The following is a 23972-nucleotide window of genomic DNA, read 5'->3' on the forward strand; positions in this document are numbered from 1 at the left end:
TTATTGATAATATTTTCAACAAATTTTCAGAATTCCTGTAAATAAATTGTTTTTGCACCGCCATTAACAGAGCAAAAAGCTATAATATAGTATGATATTATCAATTAACACACCTATCAGTGCCTCAGGATGACGATTCATAACAATATCGTACAATATGTATTTTTTTTAAAACGTATGAACTTTTTTGTGTTTTGATGGTATTTCCAGCTCCTAAAAGAATAAAAAACATGGCAAAAGCAACTAACACAAGAGGAAATTCTGCGTAACTAGTCCCTGTTCAGGTTAATCTTTGCTTCATCGAAATCGAGTTCGCTTTCCATTTTTCGCAGTTCTTCATCGCTGAATGTTTTTTCATGGCGCAAAACAGAGATTTCTTTCCGCTGAACATGATATAAATCCAGCAGGACTCGGTTATACATTTCTACCTGTCTTCGTTCCGAGATATCACATTCTAAAGATTCCAGTCTTTTTCCTGCTATTGAAATATCACTCTCCAGCTGATTTTTCAGAAATCCGAGCAGTTCATTCTCTTTTACCTCGTCCTGATATTTATGATTTAGGCGCTTCAGTGCAACTTCCATCAGCCTGAGGTGAATAGCTGCATCCTGTTCTTCTGCCGGCAGGAAATCTCCTGAATCTCTCATCCCTACCCATTTCACGATAACCGGAAGCGTGAGCCCCTGAAAAACCAGAGTCACCAGGATCACGATAAAAGTCATGAAGAGAATCAGACTCCGGTGCGGGAAATCACTTCCGTCTTTCATCAGCAAGGGGATAGATAAAGCTGAGGCCAGCGATACTACACCCCTCATCCCTGCCCAACCTACAACTACCGGTGCTTTCCATGGCGGATTGCCACGGTCTGCTCTTTTCAGATTACCGAGCCAGATTGGAACATAAGCGATCGGAAAAACATAAATGATCCGGATCAGGATAGCTATCAGGCTGATGATCAATCCATATTTGATTCCATCGGCCATCGTATCGGTTCCCATATTTCTAATGATGGAAGGCAATTCCAAACCGATCAGGATAAACACCAGTCCGTTGAGGATAAAGCCAACGGTTGCCCAAACATTAATCGTTTGCAGACGGGCATTTCCTGAAGAAAAGATCTCATGCGAACGGTACGATAAAAACAGACCGCCACTTACCACAGCCATTACACCGGAATAATGAAACTCCTCTGCCGCGATATACATAAAATAAGGACTCATCAAGGTGAGTGCCGTATCAATACTGGGCGTGGTTGGCAGAAAACGATGGATCACATACATCAGGTGTGCAATGGCCAGTCCGATCACTACCCCCATCGCAGATACGATGAAGAATTGTCCTACTGCCTGTGGCAATGAAAACTGACCTGAAATTACCGCCATCAGCGCAAAGCGGAAAACAATCAAACTTGAGGCATCATTGATCAGACTCTCGCCTTCCAGGATCGTAGTGATACGCTGTGGTACTTTCACATTTTTCAACACTGAAGTTGCCGCCAAGGCATCCGGAGGAGATACAATTCCGCCCAGTAAAAATCCCAGGGCCAGCGTAAAACCTGGAATCATGGCTGTACTTACATAAGCGATAATGGTTGACGTTAAAAACACCAGGCCGAAGGCCAGCATGCCAATCGGTCTTCTCCATTTCCAGAAATCATTCCATGACGTGTACCATGCCGCCTCATATAACAGAGGTGGCAGAAACAGCAGGAAGATCATTTCCGGCTGTATTTCAATCTGTGGGATACCTGGTATAAAGCTGATTGCCAAGCCTGCAATCACTAGAAATATAGGATAGGAAATCTTCAGTTTCTGGGCCAGCATGGTCAGCATAAAGACGGCAAAAAGCAGGGAAAGTACAATCAGGAGATGTTCGTGAAACATAGGATGCGGGCGTTTTTTGCTAAAAATATAAAGAATCAGCCAAAATCACCACAATAGGTTATTTTAAATGGCTCCTGATTATTCAAACTTTGAGCCGACAGGAATGACCAATACAGATGTCGTTCTATCCTCTATCAAACAGATTTGAAAAATGAACAGTAAATTAGCCGGAAAGAAGATACTATTTTCCAATGTGCCTGCTGATGGGCATTTCAATCCGCTCAGTGGATTGGCAAAATATCTCACAGAGCTGGGCTGCGACGTACGCTGGCTGAGCTCCTCCATCTGCGCAGAAAAGATAAAAAAGCTTTCCATACCCTATTATCCTTTGGTCAAAACACTGGATATCAACGCTACAAATATATTTGAACTCGTACCTGAAATCAGAACGAATGATGCCGAAAAAAGGATAGCGATATACAGGATTCAATATGCGCTGCACTCCAGTGAGTATTTTGAAGATATCAGGGATATCTACAAAAGCTTCCCATTTGATCTGATCGTGGTTGACAGCTTTTTCCCTGCCATTCCTTATATCAAACATTTACTTCCAGTTCCATTGGTCGCCATAGGAATTGTGCCCCTGGCCGAGGATTCTGTAGACACCGCACCCTATGGCTACGCACTGTGGCCGCCAAAAAATGAGGAAGAGCGCAAAACATATGCAGATCTTTATCAAAAGACACCTGAAAGATATCTTGAAGCCACAAATATCTTTGAATCACTATTGGCAGAATATGGTGTTCCTTATACCAGGATGGCGATAGAGAACAGGCTGATCCGCGAAGCCGATGTTTACCTGCAGATTGGTGCACCAGAATTTGAGTACCCCCGCAGGGATATAGGCAAGAACATTCATTTTATCGGCGCACTATTACCCTATTCTCCTGAAGATCAATCCAAGAAATGGTATGACCCGCGCCTCCAGGTATACAGCAAGGTCATCCTTGTAACGCAGGGCACGGTGGAGAAGGACTCTGGCAAGTTGATTATCCCTACCATCGAAGCCTTCCGGGATACTAATGTTTTGCTGATCGTCACTACCGGGGGTAGCAGAACGCAGGAACTCCGGGATCAATATGAGGCCGAAAATGTGATCATTGAGGATTTTATTCCTTTCAAAGATGTCATGCCTTATGTAAATGTATATGTCACCAATGGTGGCTACGGTGGCACCTTACTGAGTATCACACACAAGGTACCGATGCTGGTAGCAGGCCTTCATGAAGGAAAAAATGAAGTATGTGCGCGTGTGGGATATTTTAAGTTAGGCATAGATCTTAAAACAGAAACACCGGATATTGCCACGATACGTGAGGGTGTCATCACTATCCTGGCTGATCAGCAATATAAAGAAAATGTAAGCAGACTCGCAGATACGCTGAATACTTATCATTCCCTTCAACTTTGCGCTGAACACATCGAAAATTTACTGGGACTATAAAAATCTTTATTTTAGTTGTAAACCGGATCATAAACAGATCAATGATATGAATTAAAAAGAATCGTACAAATTACGGGAATAATCGCATCAAACGTCGATAATTTGCGTAACTTATAGGTCTATATGTCAGGCATATGACTGAAGTTAATCCCGATTTTTACAGCAGCACTTTAAGTGGTACCTGGAAGGGCCGCACAGATGGTGCAGACTTCGATGTGCAACGCTGGCATCAGCGCCTGATTACCGTAAATTTACTGGAAGAAAGAATGCCTGTGGCTCCACTGGGCCGAAAAAGCATTGCGCTCATCGGCTTTGCCTGCGACGAAGGAGTTTTGCGCAATGGCGGACGTGTAGGTGCCAAAGATGGGCCTTTGTGTTTTCGCCAGGCTTGCGGGAACCTGCCGGTGCATATGGATGAGTCTTCTCTATTTGTCGATCTGGGAGATATATGCTGCGAAACCGAAGCGATGGAAGAAGCGCAATCGGAACTGGCAAACCTGGTAGAACTGGCACTGTACTATGGTTATCATCCACTCGTAATCGGTGGCGGGCATGAGGTTTCCTACGGACACTATGCGGGCATCTGCAAACATATCAGCGAAAAGGCAAGGCTGGGGATCATCAACTTTGATGCGCATTTTGATCTTCGTGATCCCTCGGGGAGCCTGAGCAATTCCGGGACTGGCTTTTTCCAGATTGCCGACGAATGCGGTAATGACAGTAAACCTTTTAGTTACCTCGCTTTAGGTATCCAGCAAAACAGCAATACCAGACGTTTGTACAAGGCTGCTGAAGAGTTTGGCGCAGAATATATTTCTGCCAACCGTTTCTCGGTGATCTATGCACAGGAGGTGCTGTCAAAAATAGAACGTTTTATCCGCGACAATACGCATATCTATCTGACGATCGACCTGGATGTGTTTGCCGCATCAGTTGCTCCGGGAGTGAGTGCACCTGCTTATTCCGGAATCTTTCCCGATCCCTTCTTTTTCAAATGTCTGCAACTGATTATCGACAGCAATAAGATCATCAGTATGGATATTGCGGAGTATAACCCGATTTATGATCCCGAGCATATCACTGCGAAGCTGGCGGCAGCATTGGCGTTTAACCTGCTGAGCAAGCAGATTTAAAAGACTTATTTTGCTGTAGGAAGCTGAAAACAAAAGCGGCTACCCTCACCCATTTCACTCTCTACCCAGATCGTCCCGTTTTCTGCCTCTATAAAATCTTTGGAGATGGCCAGTCCCAAGCCTGAGCCTGATTTATTGTTCCCATCTGAGGGCACCTGGAAATAGCGGTCGAACAGTCTTTTACGGTACTGCTCGTCAATCCCCTTTCCATAATCCCGCACCGAAAACTCTACAGACTGATCCTTTTCTGCAATGCTGATCTGTACTTTGGAATGCTCTGTACTGTAACGCAGGGCGTTCGACAAAAAGTTGATGAGCACCCAGGCAGTTTTCTCTACATCAGCGTTTACCTTTGGCAGGTTCTGATTACTGACCAGCTCCAGCTGGATATTCCGCTGCTGGGCCTGAAAACTGATTGCGTTCATCGCATAGCGGACAATCTCCTCAGGATCTGCTTTTACAAAACTTAACTGTAGCTGACCTGTTTCTGCCTGTGCCAGATTGAGTAATTCTCCCGTGATTTGGAGCAGACGACTACAGTCGTCCTTAATATGCTCAACCAGTTGTTTCTGCTCTAAGTTAAGATCGCCAACTCTGGTATCTTCCAATAGCTTCAGGCTCATTTTAACAGATGAGATTGGAGTTTTCAGTTCGTGTGATATAGTAGCGATGAAGTTTGTCCTGGCTTCGTTCAGCTGTTTAAATTCTGTGTTCAGCACCACCGACATATCATTGAAGGATTTCGCCAGTTCAGAAAACTCATCAGAACCCTCGAAATTGAGTTGCTGTTTGTAGTTTTTACGTGCTATCGCCTTGATCGCTTCAGAAAATTCTTTCAATGGATTCGCTACAAATCCTGGGAAATTGACAATAAAGAAGAACAGCACCAGAAAACAGGATGATCCCGCTAAGATCAGGTACAGATTTGCGGTTTTTACGGCCTGCTGGGCAGCACTATTTTTGCGGACAATAGCATCCATGTTTAACCGCTCGATGATGCTAAGCTGCAACCTGATCGCTTTGAGGGTCATTTTAGGTTGCTTTTCAGAAGCTCTCAATTCGCTGAAAGCTCTGTTAAGAGCCGCTACCGCATGTGCTTCACCCTTTTCAGTAATGTTTTGCTGTTGTCTCTTCAGAATTCCGGCAAACTGTGTAACTGCAGTTTTGTCTAAAGGCAGCTCCTGCTGATCAAGTATCGACCGCATATCCCTGGTATAACTCAGCGTTTCATAGTTATCTTTCAGGATCAGCCTGGCAGAGGCCGAAATCTGGTTCATGTAGTAAAGTGAGATCGTTCCAAAAAGGAGAACGATCACAAACAGGAACCCAAATCCCAGCCGCAGTTTAGCTTTTATCTTCATTCAGAGTTATTCCTTATTGAAAAAGATGCTCATGTACAGCATCTGATACTTCACCGCATTTGCCCAGTACGGCCAGGTATGTCCGCCGGGACGCGTGATAAAGTCGTGGGCAATGTTTCTTTCTGCGAGTTTTTCATGAAGGTTCATGTTCACTTTGTAAAAGAAGTCTTCAGTGCCACAGTCGATAATTAATGCCAGTGAATTGGGCGTAAGCAGGTGCAGCTGATTGATCACAGTGTTTTTCTCCCAGTTTTCGGGATATTCTGCATAACTGCCAAGCTTCTCCTCGATCTTCCAGTTTTTTGGAAAAGGGCGGATATCCACTCCCCCACTCATGCTTCCGGCAGCGCCGAAGATATCCTGATGCCTGAAAGCAAGATACAGCGCACCATGCCCGCCCATGCTCAAACCGGTAATGCCTCTTCCTTTACGGTCTTTGATAGTTTGATAATGTTCATCTATAAATGGAACGAGCTCTTTGGTGACATAGGTTTCGTATTTCCAGGCTTTATTTACAGGACTATCAAAATACCAGCTGGTGACGTTTCCGTCCGGACAAACAATGATCTGCTGGTACTGATCTGCCGTTGCTTCTACCCCCGGAGCTTTCTTTATCCATCCGGAATAGTTATCACCAGCGCCATGAAGCAAGTAGACTACAGGATATTTCTTGTCTTTGTTATAACTGTCTGGTGTAATCACTACTGCCTTGATGTTTTTTTTCATGGCAGCGCTATAGGTGTTTACGGTATCTACTTTTGCGGCATAGGCCTGATGAAGCATCGATGCGGAGATCAGGACGGAAAACAGGAGTTGTTTGATCATAAATAAGGATGATTTATAGGGTTAAAAATAAAGAATATTCAGATGATATAGCCCTGATATAAATATTATCAAAGTGTTTTAAAATTTTTCTCCTTGAAAAGCAAGGTTTTAAGAATTTTCTGCGTTTATAATACTTTGAGAGCGTAAAAATGTCATCTATTTATTTACCTTTGTCGCACACTAAATCAGAATGATCGTTTTGATCACAACGAGGAAGTTAAAAGGTGATACCATTTTTTCGGGGTGTAGCGTAGCCCGGTATCGCGCCTGCTTTGGGAGCAGGAGGTCGTAGGTTCGAATCCTGCCACCCCGACTTAAATTTAAAAACCCTCTAAATGTCACAGTTTAGAGGGTTTTTTCGTTTTTACCCCATTCTTAAAAGCAGAGAATATCGAGGTTTTTATGCCCTTGTGGCATATGATAACGATTGAAAAACTTTTGAGATCATTACAAAAAGGAGATGTGGCCGATTTATGTTTTTTATATCCGGCCACATCTCTATATTTGCAATAGATGTGGCCGCTTTAAATTTATCATCTTGAGCCACATTCCAAATTGATATGAAAGCAATTATCGGAAGAACAGCCGAACAAGCGGTACTTTTAAAAGCACTAAATTCAAACGAAGCTGAATTAATTGCGGTATTTGGCCGCAGAAGAGTTGGTAAAACCTATCTTGTACGTGAATATTTCCATAAACAAATGCTTTTTGATTTTTCAGGGGTTCACAATGAATCACTGCAAAAACAGCTGACAAACTTCAGGAATACGCTTACTTATAATCTGAAATTAAATATTCTGACGGAAGTACCTGCTAGTTGGACTGATGCATTCTTTCAGTTGCGCAATACTATTGAACCTTTGATCACAAAAAATAAGGGAGTTATTTTTCTTGATGAATTTCCCTGGCTTAATTCTCCAAGGTCAGGTTTTTTACAGGCATTTGAATTTTTTTGGAATTCCTGGGCATCCCGTCAAAAAAATTTAATTGTGGTTATCTGCGGATCTGCTGCTTCCTGGATGATTCAGAATGTAGTAAGGAATAAAAACGGGCTCCATAACAGGATTACCAGGAAGATTCGCCTGTTGCCTTTCAATCTATCAGAAACGAAATCTTATTTAAACCACCGAAATATCAACCTAGATGAATACCAGATCATGCAGCTATATATGGCGATGGGTGGAATACCTCAATATTTGAAAGGCGTCGAAGTTGGTAAAAGTGCAGCCCAAAATATCGATCAGATGTGTTTCACCAAAGAAGGTATTCTACAAACTGAATTTACTGACTTGTATCGGTCTTTATTTGACGAAGCTGGTAAACATATAACCATCGTGAGGGCACTGGCTAATAAACCTGGCGGATTGACAAGAAAGCAAATCCTCGACGTTCTTGGCGTGTCAACAGGTGGCAGGGTCACCAGCCTTTTAGATGAGCTGACGGAATCTGGATTTATTTCATCTTACTTACCATTCAAGAAAAACGTTCGTGACACTATTTATAAATTGGCCGACGAGTATTCCCGATTTTATTTGAAATTTATGGAAGGTAATCGTGCTTCAGGTGAAGGAACCTGGATAAAAATGTCTTCCACCCCTTCATGGCGAAGCTGGAGCGGTACTGCATTTGAAAGTGTTTGTTTAAAACACATTGAACAAATCAAGGTCGCTTTAGGCATAAACGGCATTCAGGCAGAGCCATCGACCTGGAGACATGTACCAGGAAAAGGAATGGCAGGGGCACAGATTGATCTCCTCATCGACCGGGCTGATTTTTGTATAAATATTTGCGAAATGAAATTCTCAACCACAGAATTTAGTATAAATAAAAAGTACGCAGACGAGTTAAAAAGTAAAGCTGATGTATTTAAACAGGAAACTAAGACCTCAAAAACCATTATGATGGTTATGATCACGACATTTGGAGTACAGAATAACAGCTATAAAATTGGCCTGATCCAAAATGAAGTTACCATGTCCCTGCTATTTACTTGATACTGAGCCACGATTTGATCGGACCAAGATGCTAAAAGTTTAGTAAGTCTTTTCAAATCATCAAGAAAATGGTTCGATTTTTTGTTCACCATCAGATTATGCGAGCAGTTTTGAAAAAGGCAGAGTATCGGGCATGCATCCGGGAGCAAAATGGTTGAAAATTTGGTACTGCTTAAACTTGTTTTCTAGCCTGAATTTTAATACCTGATGCTCATCAATCGAAAGCTTTTGTAGAATAGCCCTTATAAGTAACGCACCACAATAGCCGGACAGATTTGTCAATAAAGAAGGATCAGGTATAAGTTTAAATCCACAAAGTCCATTATTACTCTCGAATAGCGTGGTATCAATTGGTAAACACAGAAATTCAAATATATAAGGATCTTTGATTAATTGCTGAGCTTTTGGAGTTCCCTGTTCACTTGTATCTAAAACACGTCCGATATACTGCGATGTAATGTTTCGTTGTAGCATACGTGTGTTTCATCCTGATTCAATTGCATGAATGACATATTGATTCCTCAGACTTTCCGTTTCAAGACGGCTTATAATTCGATAATGAGTCCAACTCAATTCGGTACGCACTGCGTTCCAAAAGAGATCAGTTAGATCGTATGGATGGACTAATCAGAGCTGTAAGAAGCGAAGTTAAATCAGCCACAATTACTCAACCATAGCTTAGTATTGACTGCTATTTATCATCCTAAAAATTTTTTGATCTTGCTAAAAGTAGCTGGGCGGATTTTTGTAGGATAGATATTTGATTCGTCAAATGGATCAAATCCAAGTTCAAGCCCTTCTTCCATGATGCGACCACTTTCATATCTATTACCATCTTTATCAACCAGATATGCGAAGCAGTAGAAGCTAGTGTTAGGAATTTCAGAATCTGGGAACTGAAAGTCAATAACAGCTTCTTTTATAAAATCCTGATTAAAACCATTTGCTTCTAATTACTTATTTATGATTCCTTTTAAATCTTGTGCATTTAAAATCAATGGTCGTAAATTTAACTGTTTGGGCATGAATGATGCTTGGAATACATCTAACGAAGCATTTGACAAGTGAAGTTTTTTTGCTGCGTTCAGTAACCAATCACCCATATAACCTCCATTGTAATAACGCTCTGTTCCAAAAAAGCTCTTTGTTATATTATGAGGTATTCCATTTAAGTTTTTACGTCTCGGCATAAGCTATTACTAATAGTATATTAAAATTTATAAATCTATCTATTTGATCTTATCATAATCCTTTTAGGGTTCGTTTCTTGAGACAAACATTATTTTTTCAACAGGGATTTGCATCACTTCAGTCGGCGCCTTGCCAAACTTCTTCTTAAAGGAATGGGAAAAATGCGAAAGACTTTCAAAACCTAGATCCAGGTATATCATTGAGGGTTTTTGACGCTTGTTCTCTATCAAAAACTTAGCTGCTTCTAGTCTCCTGCCAAGTAGCCATTGCCGTGGTGGCACGCCGAAAGTTTTTTGAAAATCCCTCTTAAATCCCGCCAGGCTACGTCCCGTCAGTTGTGCGAACTTCTCTACCGGCACGTTGAACTGAAAGTTGTTGAGCATGAACTTCTCCAGATCAATTTTATGAGGTTCTGCAAAATCAAAAAGATAACTCCGCAGGGCGGGAAGGGCTAGAAGCAAGAGCTTAACCCCTTCTTTTACCTTCAGAATCCCCATTTCATCGGTCATTGTTGCACCGGAACTTCTAGCGTAAGGAACGATCGACTGGAAATAGCCCTGCAGAAATTCGTTGACAGGAATCAGCAGATTGGGTGGGCCGACATATTTTCCGCCGGACTCTATCTTTTCTTCCAGAGCGATCCTGCGCATGAGGTCTTCCTGCAGGGAGATAACAATGGTTTCATAGTTCCCTTCCTGCACAGGTGTTTTGGTAAGTGTGCCGAGCTGGTTCTTCCCGATGAGCATCATTTCACCTCCGCTCATGGAGATACTTTGGGCAGAAGTTTCAAGAAAGAATTTGCCTGAAGCCTGCAGTATCAAGGTATGGTGATTCCAAAAGCAGACTTTTTGTTTCCTCTCCCTGGAGAGGTAAGAATAAAAGATAACACCGGGAAGAATTTCTGCTGGACTTTCCATTTATCGCTGTAAGTATGTGCCGCCCTTGATAGCGCCTATTGCAAAAGTAGTGTTTAAAGTTTCCATTTCTTCTGCTGTAAACTCAATTTCCATCGCTCCGATATTTTCTGGCAACCTTGATCTTTTGCTCATGCTCACCAAAGGCATGATGTCATCGCCCTGCGCTTTTACCCAGGCAATAGCGAGCTGCGTAGGGCTATATCCTTTGCTCCTGGCGATCTGTTTTAGTATATCTACTTTTTGAAGATTATAAATCAGGTTATCATCTTCGAAACGACTGAAATGTCTGCGGTGGTCATTGGCTGCAAGTGGAGCGGTCAGATCTCCGGTGAGTAAACCCTCCGCTGTATTTGCAAAGGCGACAACGGCTATTCCAAGTTCCTTTGCAGCGGGCAGCAGATCGTTTTCTATCTGGCGGTCTGCAAGGGAGTATCCATATTCCAGTGCACTGATAGGGTGAACGGCATGAGCCTGACGAAGCTGTGCAGCTGAAATTTCAGATACACCGATGTAGCGAACTTTGCCTTCCTGCACTAGATCTGCAACAGTACCGATAATATCTTCGACAGGTACACTCCCATCCATTCTGCTCGGTTGGTAAAGATCAATCGTATCAATACCGAGACGGGTAAGTGAATAATCGATAAAGTTTTTGATAGAATTGGGTTGGAGGTCCATTCCTAACCATTGTCCGTTATGAAATAGGGCGCCAAACTTTACACTAATAAAAGCATCATCGCGCCTTCCCTTAATAGCTTTACCGATTAACATCTCATTGTGACCAGCACCATAGAAATCGCCAGTATTTAAAAAGTTGATACCCAAGTCAAGCGCTTCATTGATTGTCGCGATACTCTCTGACTCATCAGCAGTTGGTCCGCCCCAGACAGAAGACATGCGCATGCAGCCAAGGCCAAGCGCAGAAACTAAAGGGCCATCGTGGCCTAACTGAATTTTTTTTATCTTTTCCATAGTACAAATCACAGCTATAAATGAAAATTTTAGTTGCTTGTATAGCTCATATATTGTGCTTGTACGGCTCAGATTAAAATTGTAGTTGTGACATTAGAACTCACTGCTGCTTTAATTTTGCTTAGAGGTTCCTTCGTTTTGTGAGACAAACATTTAAATAACAGAATGCTCTCACATTAAGTTTCGACTTCAAGCCCTCGCTGGGATTTAACATTTAGGTTAGAACAATTTATTTAAATTGCCTTATGAATATAAAGATGAAAACACTTAGTGATTTAACTGCGGAAGAAATTGGACAATTGTTTCCAATCGAAATTAGCCCTTATGATCCTAACTGGCCTAAACTTTATGAAGAAGAAAGGCAACTAATCGAAAAAAATATCCCTCCCTCCCTATTTTTCAGAATTGAACATTTTGGGAGCACCTCTGTACCTGGATTATCATCTAAAAATACAATTGATATTCTCATGGCAGTTGAATTTGAAAGCACCACAGAGCATGAGATCATTGAACCAATGAAAAAGATTGGATATGACTTTAATTGGCAAAATGAAGGTGCCAACACTCATATGGTATTTATAAAAGGATATGACCCCAACAACCCAAAGCAACAAACTTATCATATCCATGCGGCTCCCGAGAGTCATAGTCTATGGAATAGAATCCATTTCAGAGATTATTTGATCAAACACCCAGAGACGGCTAAGGACTATGAAGATCTTAAAAAAACTCTGGCCGATAAACATAAACACGAGAGGGTAGCATATAGGATTGCAAAAACTGAGTTTGTAAAGGAGATTACAGATAAGTGCTTGTTAGATTTGAAGTTGTAATTAAAGCGCAGAATTACACATAATAATTATTCATTTAGAAAAAATTCCTTTTCTGGGACATTCATCAAACAAACTTATTTAAATCACTTATAATAATTTGTAACATAACTTTGAATATCGTAATATTGCGATACAATGGGGCTGACAAAAACAGAAATATTCACAGAAGAGCAAAACCACTTAGCCATTATGCTGAAAGCTTTGGCTCATCCTGCCCGTATTGCCATTCTCGAACATATCATTAAAGCTAATGCCTGCATTTGCGGTGATCTGGTAAATGAACTAGGACTGGCGCAAGCCACGATATCCCAACATTTAAAAGAATTGAAAAATGCCGGATTGATACAAGGAACGATTGAGGGCGTTAGTGTCTGCTACTGCATCGAGCCTAAAGCCTGGGCGAAACTACAAGGCGAGCTTGGTATCTTCTTTCAATCTTATAAAAACATAAGTACCTGCTGCTAAAAAAATTTGGACTTAACCATCGTAATATTACAATAAAAGAATCGAAACCATGAAAAAACAAGAAGCAATGAACTGGAAAACATTTAAAGACCTGCTTTTAGAAAACCCGTCTTTAGATTTACAATTTCAATATGGTGAAGACAATTGGGTAGATGCCTCTTATCACATTACCGAGATCAAACAGGCACCGATTACATCGGTTGATTGTGGCGGGGTAATGAATGCGTGGACGGAAGTTATTGTTCAGCTTTGGGAACCAGAAGTGCGCGACAGTGAGCGGGCCATGAAAGTAGGTAAAGCGTTATCCATCGTGGAACTGGTTGAGAAGACTTTATCATTAAACCCCTTAGCAACCGTAAAAATTGAATTTGGCAATAGCGAGTTTGATACCCGCCAGATGTTCCCGAATGATATTACCGTTAGCGGCGACAATCTGATTGTTGATCTGCGCCCGGATGCTGTGCAATGCAAGGCCATTAATCGCGGCGGTAGTTGCGGCACAACTGAAAGCGGCGAAGAATGCTGCGCCCCTGCTGAGAAACCTAAAATTCAATTGGTAAACCTAACGGCAGCTGCTGAAACATGCACTCCAGGATCGGGTTGCTGCTAAAAAAGAAGTGATTATGATGGATATTTATACAATGTGGCCGGTACACTGGCCGGAAGTTAAAGATATTTACCTTGAAGGGATCGCGACAGGTCAGGCAACTTTCCAGGCTGATGCCCCTTCTTGGGATGATTGGGATCGGGCGCACTTGGCAGAACTGCGTTATGTTGCTGCTGTCGGCAATGAGATTGCAGGCTGGGTTGCCTTGTCGCCCGTTTCCAGCCGCTGTGTATACGCCGGAGTAGCCGAAGTCAGCATTTATATCGCTGAACGTTTTAGGGGGCAGAAAATCGGCATTCAGCTATTACAGCATGTGATTACCGAAAGTGAGAAGGCGAATATATGGACGTTACAGGCAGGGATATTCCCTGAGAATGTAGCAAGCCTCCGCCTTCATGAAAAAGCAGGTTTTCGTGTCATGGGATATCGGGAAAAAGTTGGCAAAATGAATGGCGTTTGGCGGGACGTCAATCTGCTTGAACGTAGAAGTAAAACAACAGGCATAAACTAGAGTACAACATGAAGAATGTATTAGTATTGTGCACGGGCAATAGCTGCCGTAGTCAATTAGCAGAAGGGTTTCTAAGACACTTCGCGGGAAACAACGCCAATATTTACAGCGCCGGTATCGAAGTCCACGGGCTAAATCCCAAAGCTGTAAAAGTAATGGCTGAAAGCGGGATTGATATTTCTGGACACACGTCAAACCATGTAGATGAATACGCTGACATCAAGTTCGACTATGTAATAACCGTCTGTGATAACGCAAAAGAAAGCTGCCCTTTCTTCCCCACACAGGCACAAAAGCTTCATTACGATTTCCCTGACCCGGCGAAGGCTACAGGAACGGAAGAAGAGATCATGAACGAATTTAGAAGGGTAAGTGATATGATCAAAACCTATTCTTTTGACTTCGTTAAAGGCCATTTGAGCTACTAAATAACATCCTTACCGAGATTATCATGTCAGTGAATACCTGCGGTCCTGTTCTTGCCACCTTTATTTAGATTTAAAGGATTTGAAGTAAACATTCCGGTAGCGGAAATCGCAGAGAGTGTCGGTATCTATCCTGGTATTCCTTTCGCCATTGGTATGATCAGTCGCTATGGTCCAGGAAGAAATAATATTGGGAAGGAACTTATAAATCATTAGTTCGCCTGTTTAAAAGTTTTTAAACTCTACTTTACATTAATATTTTAAATTTGATTTATTGGTAAGGCTAGATTGTCAGACATATCCTACAATCATTTTTTTGTTGTAAGTCCATTGCGTCAGACCTACCAACCTTATTCTAACCCAAATACACTGATAAACGCTAGATAAAAGCAAAGAACAAACATATGTTAGGACTCAGAACAACAATTTATAAAGTTGGAGACATTCAAAAGGCAACAGAATGGTACTCAAAAGCATTTGAAACGAACCCATATTTTAACGAGCCATATTATGTCGGCTTCAATATTGAAGGTTATGAATTAGGGCTTCAACCAGAAGAAAACCCGACACTGGATAAACCTGAAAGTGTAGTCTCGTATTGGGGTACAGAAAATATTCAGGAAGCTTTTGACCGGCTTATTGAATTAGGTGCGACCGAAAATGAAAAGCCATATAACGTTGGCGGAGACATCATGACGGCAACTGTTAAAGACCCATTTGGAAATGTTATTGGCTTAATTTACAATCCACACTTTCAACTAAAAAACTAACTTACGGCTTCTGAACAGAATTTTGTAGACTTTGTTGTAAGTCCTGCAAAGATGATTTAAATACGATCACATCTTACTGCACATGACTATATTTTAAGCTAAAAACGCAGAGGCATCCACCATCTGCGTTTTAACTATTAACTGTTCTTAAACCTAACGAATAAGCTCTTTTAGTTTCTTCTCCAGCGCATCGCCACGAAGATTCTTTGCTACAATCTTCCCCTCAGGGTCTACAAGAAAGTTTGCAGGCAGGCTTTTTACACCATAGGTATCTGCTGCTTTTCCTGTTGTCGATTTGGGATCGTTCAATTGCAGCCAGGGAAGTTGATCCTGCTCAACTGCGGTTAACCAGTGTTCTACCGAAGCATCCATAGATAAGCCAACGATGGTAAACCCTCTGTCCTTATACTGCTGATATGCTTTGATCAGGTTAGGGTTTTCCTTACGACAGGGTACACACCAGCTTGCCCAGAAATCAAGCAGCACATATTTTCCCTTGAAATTCTTGAGTGAGTAAGATATCCCATTTTTGTCTGCCAGGGAAAAGTCTGCAGCAGTAGCCCCTACGCTGGTTACAACCTGTGCATCCAGAAAGGTTTTGATCCTTCGGCCATAGTAACTCCTCTGTATATCTGCAGACAGCAATTTGAAATTCTGCACAGCCTTATCTCTGTTGGGATAAGTAACGTACATATCATACACTGCAATTGCTGTAGCGATATGCTGAGGATACATTCGGACAAAACCTGATAAGACACTATCCTTTGATAACTGCTGTTTAGCAGCAAAGATCATCAGTGCTTTCTTATCATTTTCTACATTGCCGGTAGCCTTTGGCCGCTTACCCGGAAGGGCATTCAGGGACGCTTTAAACTGACTGAGCAGCTCATGCTCTTCAGAGCCGGATATCTTCAGTTCATAAAACCTGCTCACATCACCGGTAATTTTTGAGGGATGATGGTCTAAAAGCAATATCCGGATCTGCTGGTTAACAGAGTTGGATAAAGTACACAAAACTGCCTCTGGTAGCGCTAGATCCTTGGCGAATACCCCATGATCAGCAGGTACAGAATCTTTATAAATCACATTGTCCATTTCATAAGAAAATACGATTTTGTTATTATTTAAACCTGCGATATCTGCTGTAATATGCGCAGCGGACTGCGCATATGAATCAGCAAATAAAACAACACTTAAACTAAAAACTGCTAAAAAAATGCGTTGATATTTCATCTCTTAATAATTCAAACCCGGGATTGGAGACTCAGTCAGGATTTTATCGAGCATTTGCTTTAAATAAATCAAATGTATTTTACTGTCCTGGTCTGATGTACCATTAATGGCTACCCCTATATCTTTACGCAGATCTTTTAAATGAGCCAGGGCGAGCGGCTTCACATTTGAATAAAGCAGAATTTCTGTAGGTGTCACTCCAGCCAAAATATTATCCAAAGATCCCTGCAAGGCGAAGCGTTTGTTATACATCGTGATGATACTACCTACATACATCTTCTGCATTGTCCTGCGATAAGAATCGATAGGTTTACCAGTTTTCAGCTCTGTGAAAATTCCGCCTTTCAAATCATTTAACCATTGCTGTGGCGAATAGGCACCTTTCCCATAATCGCGCTGATTGATCATCATACGGTACAAACGGCTTTGCGAGGTTACTGACGCAATGACTTCCTGCTGTAGCTTTTCTACGGCATTAGATCCAAATCCGGGTTCTATTTTATTAAGGATCTGTGGGTTCAATAACCATTTAGGAGTAGTGAAGATCTCTTCATTAAAATATTTAATGGCTTCCTTCTGCTTTGCAAGACTTACAGGTTGATAAACAGCTCCCGCCTGTTCATAGGTTTTTGGTGTTGCCATTACACCACCAAGGTTTTTAAGTACGTGGAAAGCATAACGCGAGTATTGCCCCACAGCTTCATTATACATATCCCGCAGCTCTGCATATCCCTCACCATCTTCCCTGGTCCAGTTGATGAGCTGAGGAACAACACGCTTTAAATTTTTAATACCATACTTGCTTGCTTTAATCGCATCGTCGCTCAGATCTTCTGACTGTGAACGGGGATCATAATCCTTACCTTCACCTCCAAACCAGAGTCTTTTGTTGCCTGCAAGACTGTCGATCGTGAGTTTATTTAAAATTTTCTTTTCAGCTTTTGCGTCTGATACATCCAGTACAGGTTTATACCCCCACTGTATGGCCCATTTATCATAATCATTAATGCGGGGGAATAATCCTTTTTCAGAGATATTATCTTCAGGCTGTGCTACGTAATTAAACCTTGCGTAATCCATAATTGAAGGTGTATGTCCATGGGCCTCTACCCATGCCTTATCTCTTAGTTTCTCTACCGGAACGGTGCTGCTGGAGCCCATATTGTGACGCAGACCTAAGGTATGCCCTATTTCGTGAGAAGATACAAACCTGATCAACTGGCCCATCAGCTCGTCATCAAACTTGTTCTTACGAGCTCTGGGATCTACGGCACCACACTGGATCATATACCACCTGTGTACCAGTTTCATCACGTTGTGATACCATCCGATATGGCTCTCCATGATCTCGCCCGTACGCGGGTCGGCAATATTTGGTCCGTAGGCATTTTGTTGGGGTGAAGCAAAGTAACGAATCACAGAAAAACGTGCATCGTCAAGACTCATCGTGGTATCTTGTTCAGGCCACTCCTTACCAATGATCGCATTCTTAAAGCCTGCCTGTTCAAAAGCCTTCTGCCAGTCGTTCACACCAGCGATCAGGAACGGACGCCATTGTTTTGGTGTTGCAGGATCGATATAATAAACGATTTGCTTTTTCGGTTCAACAAGCTCTCCCCTTCTGAACTTATCCATATCCTCATCTTTAGGTTCCAGTCTCCAGCGGTGGATGAATGCTTCCTGTTCTACTTTTTGCTGTGCATCACTGAATTTGTTATAGCTGCTGGCAAAGAAACCTACACGTGCATCAAAATATCTTTTACGCATGGGCTTTGCCGGAAGTAATATAAAAGATGCGTTCATTCCTAGAGTGACCGTACCCGCCTGTGCTGCTGCAGGTAGCCCAGGTCCGGGACCTGCCGATGGAACAGCAGAATATGTTCTGATAGTTTTGATCTCTGTATTGATCGGAAAGCTTTTAACGCTCTCGATATAGGAACGGTCTGCTGCCTGTGCTCCCAGGGAATAAGATTTCTTATCGGCTGGTTCAAATGACATGAGATTATTTTCTCCGAGAAGAAAGTCAGTTACGTCAATTACCACACCTGCAGAGTCTTTTGATTTGGCCTTTACAGGAAAAGCTGCAATAATTGGATTCAGATTTGAACTTTCTACTGCCCTGGAAATCATATCTGCAGAATCCGCCACACTAACCAGGGTAGAAACTTTCAAAAAGAGTTTATCGTTTGGTCCTTTCTCCCAGTATACCATATGCTCTGCAACCTCTTCGCCTCCATAGTTTCCAGCACCAGGGGTAGATTTACTTAACCGTAATACCGTAAGAATATCTTTCTTCAGCAGCGTATCTCCTATTTCGAAAAGATACCGGTCTGCAACCTTATGAACGGTAAATAATCCACGCTGCGTAACTGCTTTGGCGGTAACCACATCTTTGTATGGTTTAATAGGATTCTTAAGGGAGTCTGCCTTGTTTTTTGCAGCGCCTGCAGTAGCAGCTGTTTTAGTTGTAACTTTCTTTTCTTCTCTGAAGACACTGCATGACTGCGCGGTACTACCGAGCAAGCCGATGGCCAGGGCCAGGTAAAAATACCTGGCCTTAGATTGATTTTTGTAGTTCATGATTTTATTTAGTAACCTGGGTTTTGAGTTAGATTATAATTAGCGTCAATTGCTGCCTGAGGTATCGGCAACAGTTTAGCGTGAGGTGTGTAGCTAGATTTTATGGCACCCAATACCGCATCGGCTTCGCCTGTACGTTTTAAATTATACCAGCGGTAGGCCTGCTCACAGAAAAATTCCTTACGGTTTTCAAGTGCAATTGCTGTTAATAACGATGATGCGTCTGTGGCCGTAGTTAAAGTTGCAGCAGCTCTTGTTTGTATCACATTCAGATCTGCCAGTGCGCCCGAAAGATTGCTGCCTGTTCTCGCTCTTGCCTCGGCACGGATCAGGTACATTTCCGCCAGGCGGACAACGACCTGAGATTCACTGATACCTGCGGCCACGGCAAGCGGCTGCGTACGGTACTTGTACTTAAAAGGAATGATGTAGGTAGTTCCGGACAGGGTCACATTACTCATCCAGCCAGTTCTTCTGAGATCTGTACTGGTAAATAGTGCAGCAAACCTTGGGTCAAGACGGTAGTTAAAAGTAGTTACCGAAGTAAGGGAGCTGGGAATAAACACAGAGGCTTCAACCGTATATTGATTGGTATAGAGGACCGGTGGAGACATGGCCCAGATACATTCTGCATTATCCCTTGTGAATACACCAGTGGCCATTGTGGTCCTCGGAATCATATTGTAAAGAGTAGATGCTATTACCTCAGAGGCATTGGATTCTGCTGCCGCATAATTGCCTGTATACAGTTGCACTCTTGCAAGCAAAGCTGTAGCAACAAACCTATTTACCAGTGTACGATCATTAGATGAGGTCGTGGTTGCCGTTACACCAGGATATACTACGCCAAGGTTTGATTTCGCCTCTGTCAGGTCTTCAATCATTTGGGCATAAATTATTGAAGTAGCTGACTTAGGAAGAAATGCTGTAACAGACGGATCAGTTACTAGCACCAGTGGAACATCACCAAAAGTATTTACCAGGTGAAAATAACAATAGGCCCTAACTAATTTGGCTTCTGCAATATATTGCGTTTTTAAAGACGCTGTAGTTCCGGACGTATTTTGCAAACCTTCTATCATGGCATTTGCACGATAGATAACGGAATACCAGTCTGAAAATATTGAGGCCTGTGAGGTACTTACTGCTGTGTATGTATTATTATTAAACTCCTGCAAGGCTACTGCTGTTGCAATATACAGCAGATCATCAGCCTGCAAAGAACTGTATGTTGTAAGGTTTTGCGACTGTGTACTTATTGACGCTAAGGTGCTGAACATACCTGATCGTGCTGCTGTAGCCAGCTTATCAGAAGAGAACACTAAACTTGTTGTAATCTGATTCAATGGTGGATCAATATCCACAGTTTTCTCACAGCCTGAGCTGATAATTATGGTGAATGCCAGCAGGCTGGTCATTATATGATATATCGATTTTGACATCTTATTGGAGTTAAAAAGTAAATTGAAAACCACCAGTTATGGTACGCAAGGGAGGAGTAGCGATGCTCTGTGATTCAGGATCAAAACCTTTATACTTGGTGATCGTAAAGAGGTTCTGCCCCTGAGTGAAAATCCTCAGAGTTTGTCCATTGTTTTTCCCTAACCATTTTGAAGGCAATGTGTACGAAAGGTTTACATTTTTCAGCCTGATAAAAGAGGCATCAACCAGTGAGGCGTCAGAACCGGTGTAATTCGTATAGGCCAGATAAGAAGCCGAACCAGCGGTACCGCGTGTACCTGCACTTACCAGATAATCCTGTGAACCCAAAGCGAGGTATTCGTTGACTACACTTGCTGCCGCATTACTGAAATATCCAGGAGGATAATTAGAAGAGGCAAGCAGACTCCTGCCCATTTGCTTCACAAACTGGAAGGTGAAGTCGAGGGTAACACTTTTATAGTTAAGCGTATTGGTTAAACCACCAAAATACTTAGGGTATGATGTACCTGCAAAATACCTGTCGCCCCTGCCTGTTGCAGCAAACCCTGTACTGATGCTTCCGGAATTATTGAAATCTGTGAAGGATGGCAAGTTTGTAGTTGGATTGATGCCTGCATATTGGTACAGATAATAAGCACTGATTGGATTGCCCACGATATAGGTGGTGTAATAAGACGATTTTTCTATGTTGGGGAATGATAATAATTTATTCCTGTTTTGACTGATATTGAAGGATGAAGTCCAGCTAAAGGTTTTGTTCTTTAAGTTGGTGCTGGTGATTGAGAGTTCCCATCCTGAGTTCTGAACAGTGGCTGGCAGATTGCTCAGATATCCGGTAAATCCGGCCTGAGAACTTGTTGTTAAAGTAACGAGCTGATTGCTTGTTCTGTTGCGGTAATATCCCCCGCTTACAGAAAGTCTGTTCTTAAAAAAAGCAAGATCCAGGCCTATATCTAGTTTTTTTGTCTCCTCCCATTTATAATCAGGATTGGGCAAACGTGTAGGATTTAAACCTGTGGATCCTCCATAAACATAGGTTGAAGCAGCATAAGTATCGAGATATCCATAGTTATCAATTTCATCACTACCTACAACACCATAACTTCCACGCAATTTACCAAAGCTAAACCAGTTAAATTTATCTTTCAGTAGTTTCTCTTCCGAGAAAATCCAGGCAGCACCCGCAGATCCAAAATTACCAAATTTATTGTTTGGGCCGAACCTTGATGATCCATCTCTCCTGAAATTGACATTTACAACGTATTTTTCCATCAGATTATAATTTACACGGCCAAATAATGAAGCATATTTATAATCGACAGAACCACTTGATGTAGAGATCATACTTGCAGCAGTAACCGTTCTCAGGAAATCATCAGACGTAAAGCCAGACGCACTGATGTTGTATGGCATCCTTGATTGTTTATACTGGTAAGATCCCCCGGCCAGGGCGTTTAATGTACCTTTCCAGACCTTTGTGGTGTAATTGATCTGTGGCTCAACGATATAGTTATTGGTATAGTTATATACGTATGAGGCTGTACCCGCAGTATATCCGGAATACAAGTTCGGGTTCAATGACGAAAGCGGCCTGGTTACTACCTGCGTCATGTCGGTTTTGTTGAAACCAAGGTTAGTCCTGATATCAAGTCCTTTTAACAGTGTATATTTTAAATTCAGATTAGTGAGCAGATTAGAAGTACGGTTGTCATTTGATTGATTGAGGTAACCCAGCGGATTGCTGACAAATCCATCCCAGTTTAAGGCACCTGCTGAGGTGTAGAGCGGAAAATTGGGAGGAAGGATATAGGCCCATGTGGCCAGATCTGTACTTGCTATATTATTTTTATCCGTAGAATACATGGCGGACAGAGCAAGATTAAAGCGCTGATCGTATGAAGAATGATTCAGGTTAAACTTTCCCCCACCACGCTGATATCCCTGATTGCCCGGAAAAACATTACCTTCTTTATGATATGTTCCGCTCAGAAAAAAGTTAGTATGTGTATCACCACCAGACATGCTGGCATTAACGTCATTCGTCTTGGCTGTTCTGCCCATAAACATTCTCTGGAAGTCAGTGTAACCGTTTTGATCCCAGACCAATAGATCTGGTGCAGAGGTAACCGTCGGCGTTGCCGGATTGGTGGTATTATTGGCAAACGCCTTTCTTCTTAATTCAAGATACTGCTGCGTTCCAACCATCTCAACAAAATGTGAAACTTCAGAAATACCTGAAGATGCATTCACGCTAAATCTAGTTCTGCCTGGTTTACCCTTTTTAGTAGTAATCAAGACCACCCCATTTGCACCTCTGGAACCATATATCGAGGTAGCATCTGCATCTTTTAATACCTCAATGCTCTCTATATCTGAAGGGTTTATTGAGTTGAGCGGACTGGTTGTTCCCTCGGCTGATGGTAACCTGCTGTTTGTTGGGGATGTCACACTGTAAGTAGCTGAGTTGATGGGTTCAGACAGAAAAGGTACTCCATCTATAAGATAGAATGGACGGTTAGGCTTAATTGCATTTTCTCCAATTGAATTCACTCCTCTGATCTGGACAGCGATTCCCGCACCTGGCAAACCATTAGACTGGGTGATAGTTACACCCGCCATTCGCCCCGCCATGGCTTGCAGTACGTTGGTAACTGGCTGATCCGCTATTTGATCTGCAGAGATCCCAACCTGGGAGCCGGTATTTAAGCGGCGGGTTGTAGTACCATAACCAATCACCTGCACCTCATCCAGTTTTGCCGGATCGGGCTCCATCTTCACGGTCATGGTTGGAACGCCGGTTAGTTCAATAGTTTTATATCCGAGATAGGAGATTGTTAAAGTTGGATTTTCATCAGTTGTGGCAATGTAGAATTTTCCGTTGGTACTGCTCATGGTGTAACGGGTAGTACCTTTTACCTTAATAGTTACTCCTGGCAAAGGCTCCCCATTTTCATCAAGCACAGTACCGTTAACAGTAACAGTGCTGAAAAGACTCTTCACCTTATCAATGAAACCTTTTTCCTGAATAATAACTGTTTTATTCTGAATAATATAACTTAATGATTGATTGGCTAAGCAATTTTTTAAAACATCATTGAGCTCTGCGTTGTTAACATTAATAGTAACTGGTGAGGCCTTTGAAATCAATTCCTGGTCATAAACAAAATCATAACCTGTCTGTAACCTGATAGTTTTAAAAACTTCGGTCAGATTTGCATTTTTTCGTTTGATAGTAATTTGCTGGGCCAGTGTGGCTGCACTTACCTGCATCATTGCAGCCAGTAATAGAAACGTAGTGATACGCATAATCAGCAAAAATTGTCGAATAGGACGAGAAGGCCTACCCAGATTGTTTGGGTAAAATTTGTACATTTGTTAGGGTTTA

Annotated in this window: 21 protein-coding genes and 1 tRNA gene; 11 read left to right on the plus strand and 11 right to left on the minus strand. The window is 42.1% G+C overall.

What is annotated here, in order from left to right; all coding sequences use genetic code 11:
- Positions 1–269 precede the first annotated feature (269 nt).
- Positions 270–1883: a Na+/H+ antiporter gene (locus OQY15_RS03695; protein ID WP_265787894.1), complete on the minus strand. Its 1614-nt coding sequence runs from the start codon at positions 1881–1883 to the stop codon at positions 270–272.
- Positions 1884–2034: 151 nt separating this feature from the next.
- Here OQY15_RS03695 and OQY15_RS03700 point away from each other — a divergent pair, with 151 nt between their 5' ends.
- Positions 2035–3327, plus strand: a complete 1293-nt coding sequence (locus OQY15_RS03700) for a glycosyltransferase (RefSeq protein WP_265787897.1) — start codon at positions 2035–2037, stop codon at positions 3325–3327.
- Positions 3328–3461: 134 nt separating this feature from the next.
- Positions 3462–4460 carry a formimidoylglutamase gene (hutG, locus tag OQY15_RS03705; protein ID WP_265787899.1) on the plus strand — a complete coding sequence of 333 codons (999 nt, stop codon included), beginning with the start codon at positions 3462–3464 and terminating at the stop codon, positions 4458–4460.
- 5 nt (positions 4461–4465) lie between these two features.
- Here hutG and OQY15_RS03710 read toward each other — a convergent pair whose 3' ends face one another.
- Together OQY15_RS03710 and OQY15_RS03715 are read right to left on the minus strand one after the other, a co-directional pair.
- Entirely contained in the window at positions 4466–5821 is a 1356-nt protein-coding gene (locus tag OQY15_RS03710; RefSeq protein WP_265787901.1) for an ATP-binding protein, read from the minus strand.
- A 6-nt stretch (positions 5822–5827) separates the two neighbouring features.
- Positions 5828–6646 (minus strand): alpha/beta hydrolase family protein, encoded by an 819-nt coding sequence (locus OQY15_RS03715; protein WP_265787903.1) that lies wholly within the window; start codon positions 6644–6646, stop codon positions 5828–5830.
- 239 nt (positions 6647–6885) lie between these two features.
- Between OQY15_RS03715 and OQY15_RS03720 the strand changes: the two genes are divergently transcribed.
- Positions 6886–6959, plus strand: a tRNA-Pro gene (locus tag OQY15_RS03720).
- A gap of 247 nt (positions 6960–7206) precedes the next feature.
- The gene (locus OQY15_RS03725; protein WP_265787905.1) at positions 7207–8640 is read left to right on the plus strand and encodes an ATP-binding protein; all 1434 of its coding nucleotides are present in this window, start codon (positions 7207–7209) and stop codon (positions 8638–8640) included.
- A 96-nt stretch (positions 8641–8736) separates the two neighbouring features.
- Here OQY15_RS03725 and OQY15_RS03730 read toward each other — a convergent pair whose 3' ends face one another.
- The 4 genes from OQY15_RS03730 to OQY15_RS03745 all read right to left on the minus strand — a co-directional run bounded on the left by OQY15_RS03730 (position 8737) and on the right by OQY15_RS03745 (position 11720).
- Positions 8737–9114 (minus strand): hypothetical protein, encoded by a 378-nt coding sequence (locus tag OQY15_RS03730; RefSeq protein WP_265787907.1) that lies wholly within the window; start codon positions 9112–9114, stop codon positions 8737–8739.
- A 479-nt stretch (positions 9115–9593) separates the two neighbouring features.
- The gene (locus OQY15_RS03735) at positions 9594–9830 is read right to left on the minus strand and encodes a hypothetical protein (protein WP_265787909.1); all 237 of its coding nucleotides are present in this window, start codon (positions 9828–9830) and stop codon (positions 9594–9596) included.
- Between the two features lie 63 nt (positions 9831–9893).
- A complete protein-coding gene (locus tag OQY15_RS03740) occupies positions 9894–10748 on the minus strand; it encodes an AraC family transcriptional regulator (RefSeq protein WP_265787911.1) in 855 nt (284 codons plus the stop codon).
- Positions 10749–11720, minus strand: coding sequence for an aldo/keto reductase (locus OQY15_RS03745; RefSeq protein ID WP_265787914.1), 972 nt, complete (start codon positions 11718–11720; stop codon positions 10749–10751).
- 257 nt (positions 11721–11977) lie between these two features.
- On the opposite strand from OQY15_RS03745, the gene OQY15_RS03750 reads away from it, so the two are divergent.
- From OQY15_RS03750 to OQY15_RS03780, 7 genes are all read left to right on the plus strand, one after another.
- Entirely contained in the window at positions 11978–12553 is a 576-nt protein-coding gene (locus tag OQY15_RS03750) for a GrpB family protein (protein ID WP_265787916.1), read from the plus strand.
- A gap of 135 nt (positions 12554–12688) precedes the next feature.
- A complete protein-coding gene (locus OQY15_RS03755) occupies positions 12689–13018 on the plus strand; it encodes a metalloregulator ArsR/SmtB family transcription factor (RefSeq protein ID WP_265787918.1) in 330 nt (109 codons plus the stop codon).
- 49 nt (positions 13019–13067) lie between these two features.
- On the plus strand, positions 13068–13628 hold the full coding sequence (locus OQY15_RS03760; RefSeq protein ID WP_265787920.1) for a DUF6428 family protein: 561 nt from the start codon (positions 13068–13070) through the stop codon (positions 13626–13628).
- Positions 13629–13641: 13 nt separating this feature from the next.
- Entirely contained in the window at positions 13642–14136 is a 495-nt protein-coding gene (locus OQY15_RS03765) for a GNAT family N-acetyltransferase (RefSeq protein ID WP_265787922.1), read from the plus strand.
- An 8-nt stretch (positions 14137–14144) separates the two neighbouring features.
- A complete protein-coding gene (locus tag OQY15_RS03770; protein WP_265787924.1) occupies positions 14145–14564 on the plus strand; it encodes an arsenate reductase ArsC in 420 nt (139 codons plus the stop codon).
- Positions 14565–14615: 51 nt separating this feature from the next.
- On the plus strand, positions 14616–14777 hold the full coding sequence (locus OQY15_RS22390; protein WP_323670605.1) for a hypothetical protein: 162 nt from the start codon (positions 14616–14618) through the stop codon (positions 14775–14777).
- 188 nt (positions 14778–14965) lie between these two features.
- Positions 14966–15331: a VOC family protein gene (locus tag OQY15_RS03780; RefSeq protein WP_265787927.1), complete on the plus strand. Its 366-nt coding sequence runs from the start codon at positions 14966–14968 to the stop codon at positions 15329–15331.
- Between the two features lie 153 nt (positions 15332–15484).
- Here OQY15_RS03780 and OQY15_RS03785 read toward each other — a convergent pair whose 3' ends face one another.
- The 4 genes from OQY15_RS03785 to OQY15_RS03800 are packed head-to-tail and all read right to left on the minus strand — an operon-like array spanning position 15485 to position 23893.
- Positions 15485–16564 carry a TlpA disulfide reductase family protein gene (locus OQY15_RS03785; protein ID WP_265787929.1) on the minus strand — a complete coding sequence of 360 codons (1080 nt, stop codon included), beginning with the start codon at positions 16562–16564 and terminating at the stop codon, positions 15485–15487.
- Positions 16565–16567: 3 nt separating this feature from the next.
- A complete protein-coding gene (locus OQY15_RS03790) occupies positions 16568–19144 on the minus strand; it encodes a zinc-dependent metalloprotease (protein WP_265787931.1) in 2577 nt (858 codons plus the stop codon).
- 8 nt (positions 19145–19152) lie between these two features.
- On the minus strand, positions 19153–20586 hold the full coding sequence (locus tag OQY15_RS03795; protein WP_265787933.1) for a RagB/SusD family nutrient uptake outer membrane protein: 1434 nt from the start codon (positions 20584–20586) through the stop codon (positions 19153–19155).
- A 10-nt stretch (positions 20587–20596) separates the two neighbouring features.
- Complete coding sequence (locus tag OQY15_RS03800) at positions 20597–23893, minus strand: SusC/RagA family TonB-linked outer membrane protein (RefSeq protein WP_265787940.1); 3297 nt, start codon at positions 23891–23893, stop codon at positions 20597–20599.
- Between the last annotated feature and the right edge of the window lie 79 nt (positions 23894–23972).

It is taken from the genome of Pedobacter sp. MC2016-15 (assembly GCF_026239695.1).
In the GTDB taxonomy this organism is placed as follows: domain Bacteria; phylum Bacteroidota; class Bacteroidia; order Sphingobacteriales; family Sphingobacteriaceae; genus Pedobacter.

Bases quoted from the DNA above. Each gene is read 5' to 3' on its own strand.
- OQY15_RS03695 (WP_265787894.1), bottom strand. From the start codon at position 1,883: ATGTTTCACGAACATCTCCTGATTGTACTTTCCCTGCTTTTTGCCGTC.
- OQY15_RS03700 (WP_265787897.1), top strand. From the start codon at position 2,035: ATGAACAGTAAATTAGCCGGAAAGAAGATACTATTTTCCAATGTGCCT.
- hutG (WP_265787899.1), top strand. From the start codon at position 3,462: ATGACTGAAGTTAATCCCGATTTTTACAGCAGCACTTTAAGTGGTACC.
- OQY15_RS03710 (WP_265787901.1), bottom strand. From the start codon at position 5,821: ATGAAGATAAAAGCTAAACTGCGGCTGGGATTTGGGTTCCTGTTTGTG.
- OQY15_RS03715 (WP_265787903.1), bottom strand. From the start codon at position 6,646: ATGATCAAACAACTCCTGTTTTCCGTCCTGATCTCCGCATCGATGCTT.
- OQY15_RS03725 (WP_265787905.1), top strand. From the start codon at position 7,207: ATGAAAGCAATTATCGGAAGAACAGCCGAACAAGCGGTACTTTTAAAA.
- OQY15_RS03730 (WP_265787907.1), bottom strand. From the start codon at position 9,114: ATGCTACAACGAAACATTACATCGCAGTATATCGGACGTGTTTTAGAT.
- OQY15_RS03735 (WP_265787909.1), bottom strand. From the start codon at position 9,830: ATGCCGAGACGTAAAAACTTAAATGGAATACCTCATAATATAACAAAG.
- OQY15_RS03740 (WP_265787911.1), bottom strand. From the start codon at position 10,748: ATGGAAAGTCCAGCAGAAATTCTTCCCGGTGTTATCTTTTATTCTTAC.
- OQY15_RS03745 (WP_265787914.1), bottom strand. From the start codon at position 11,720: ATGGAAAAGATAAAAAAAATTCAGTTAGGCCACGATGGCCCTTTAGTT.
- OQY15_RS03750 (WP_265787916.1), top strand. From the start codon at position 11,978: ATGAAAACACTTAGTGATTTAACTGCGGAAGAAATTGGACAATTGTTT.
- OQY15_RS03755 (WP_265787918.1), top strand. From the start codon at position 12,689: ATGGGGCTGACAAAAACAGAAATATTCACAGAAGAGCAAAACCACTTA.
- OQY15_RS03760 (WP_265787920.1), top strand. From the start codon at position 13,068: ATGAAAAAACAAGAAGCAATGAACTGGAAAACATTTAAAGACCTGCTT.
- OQY15_RS03765 (WP_265787922.1), top strand. From the start codon at position 13,642: ATGATGGATATTTATACAATGTGGCCGGTACACTGGCCGGAAGTTAAA.
- OQY15_RS03770 (WP_265787924.1), top strand. From the start codon at position 14,145: ATGAAGAATGTATTAGTATTGTGCACGGGCAATAGCTGCCGTAGTCAA.
- OQY15_RS03780 (WP_265787927.1), top strand. From the start codon at position 14,966: ATGTTAGGACTCAGAACAACAATTTATAAAGTTGGAGACATTCAAAAG.
- OQY15_RS03785 (WP_265787929.1), bottom strand. From the start codon at position 16,564: ATGAAATATCAACGCATTTTTTTAGCAGTTTTTAGTTTAAGTGTTGTT.
- OQY15_RS03790 (WP_265787931.1), bottom strand. From the start codon at position 19,144: ATGAACTACAAAAATCAATCTAAGGCCAGGTATTTTTACCTGGCCCTG.
- OQY15_RS03795 (WP_265787933.1), bottom strand. From the start codon at position 20,586: ATGTCAAAATCGATATATCATATAATGACCAGCCTGCTGGCATTCACC.
- OQY15_RS03800 (WP_265787940.1), bottom strand. From the start codon at position 23,893: ATGCGTATCACTACGTTTCTATTACTGGCTGCAATGATGCAGGTAAGT.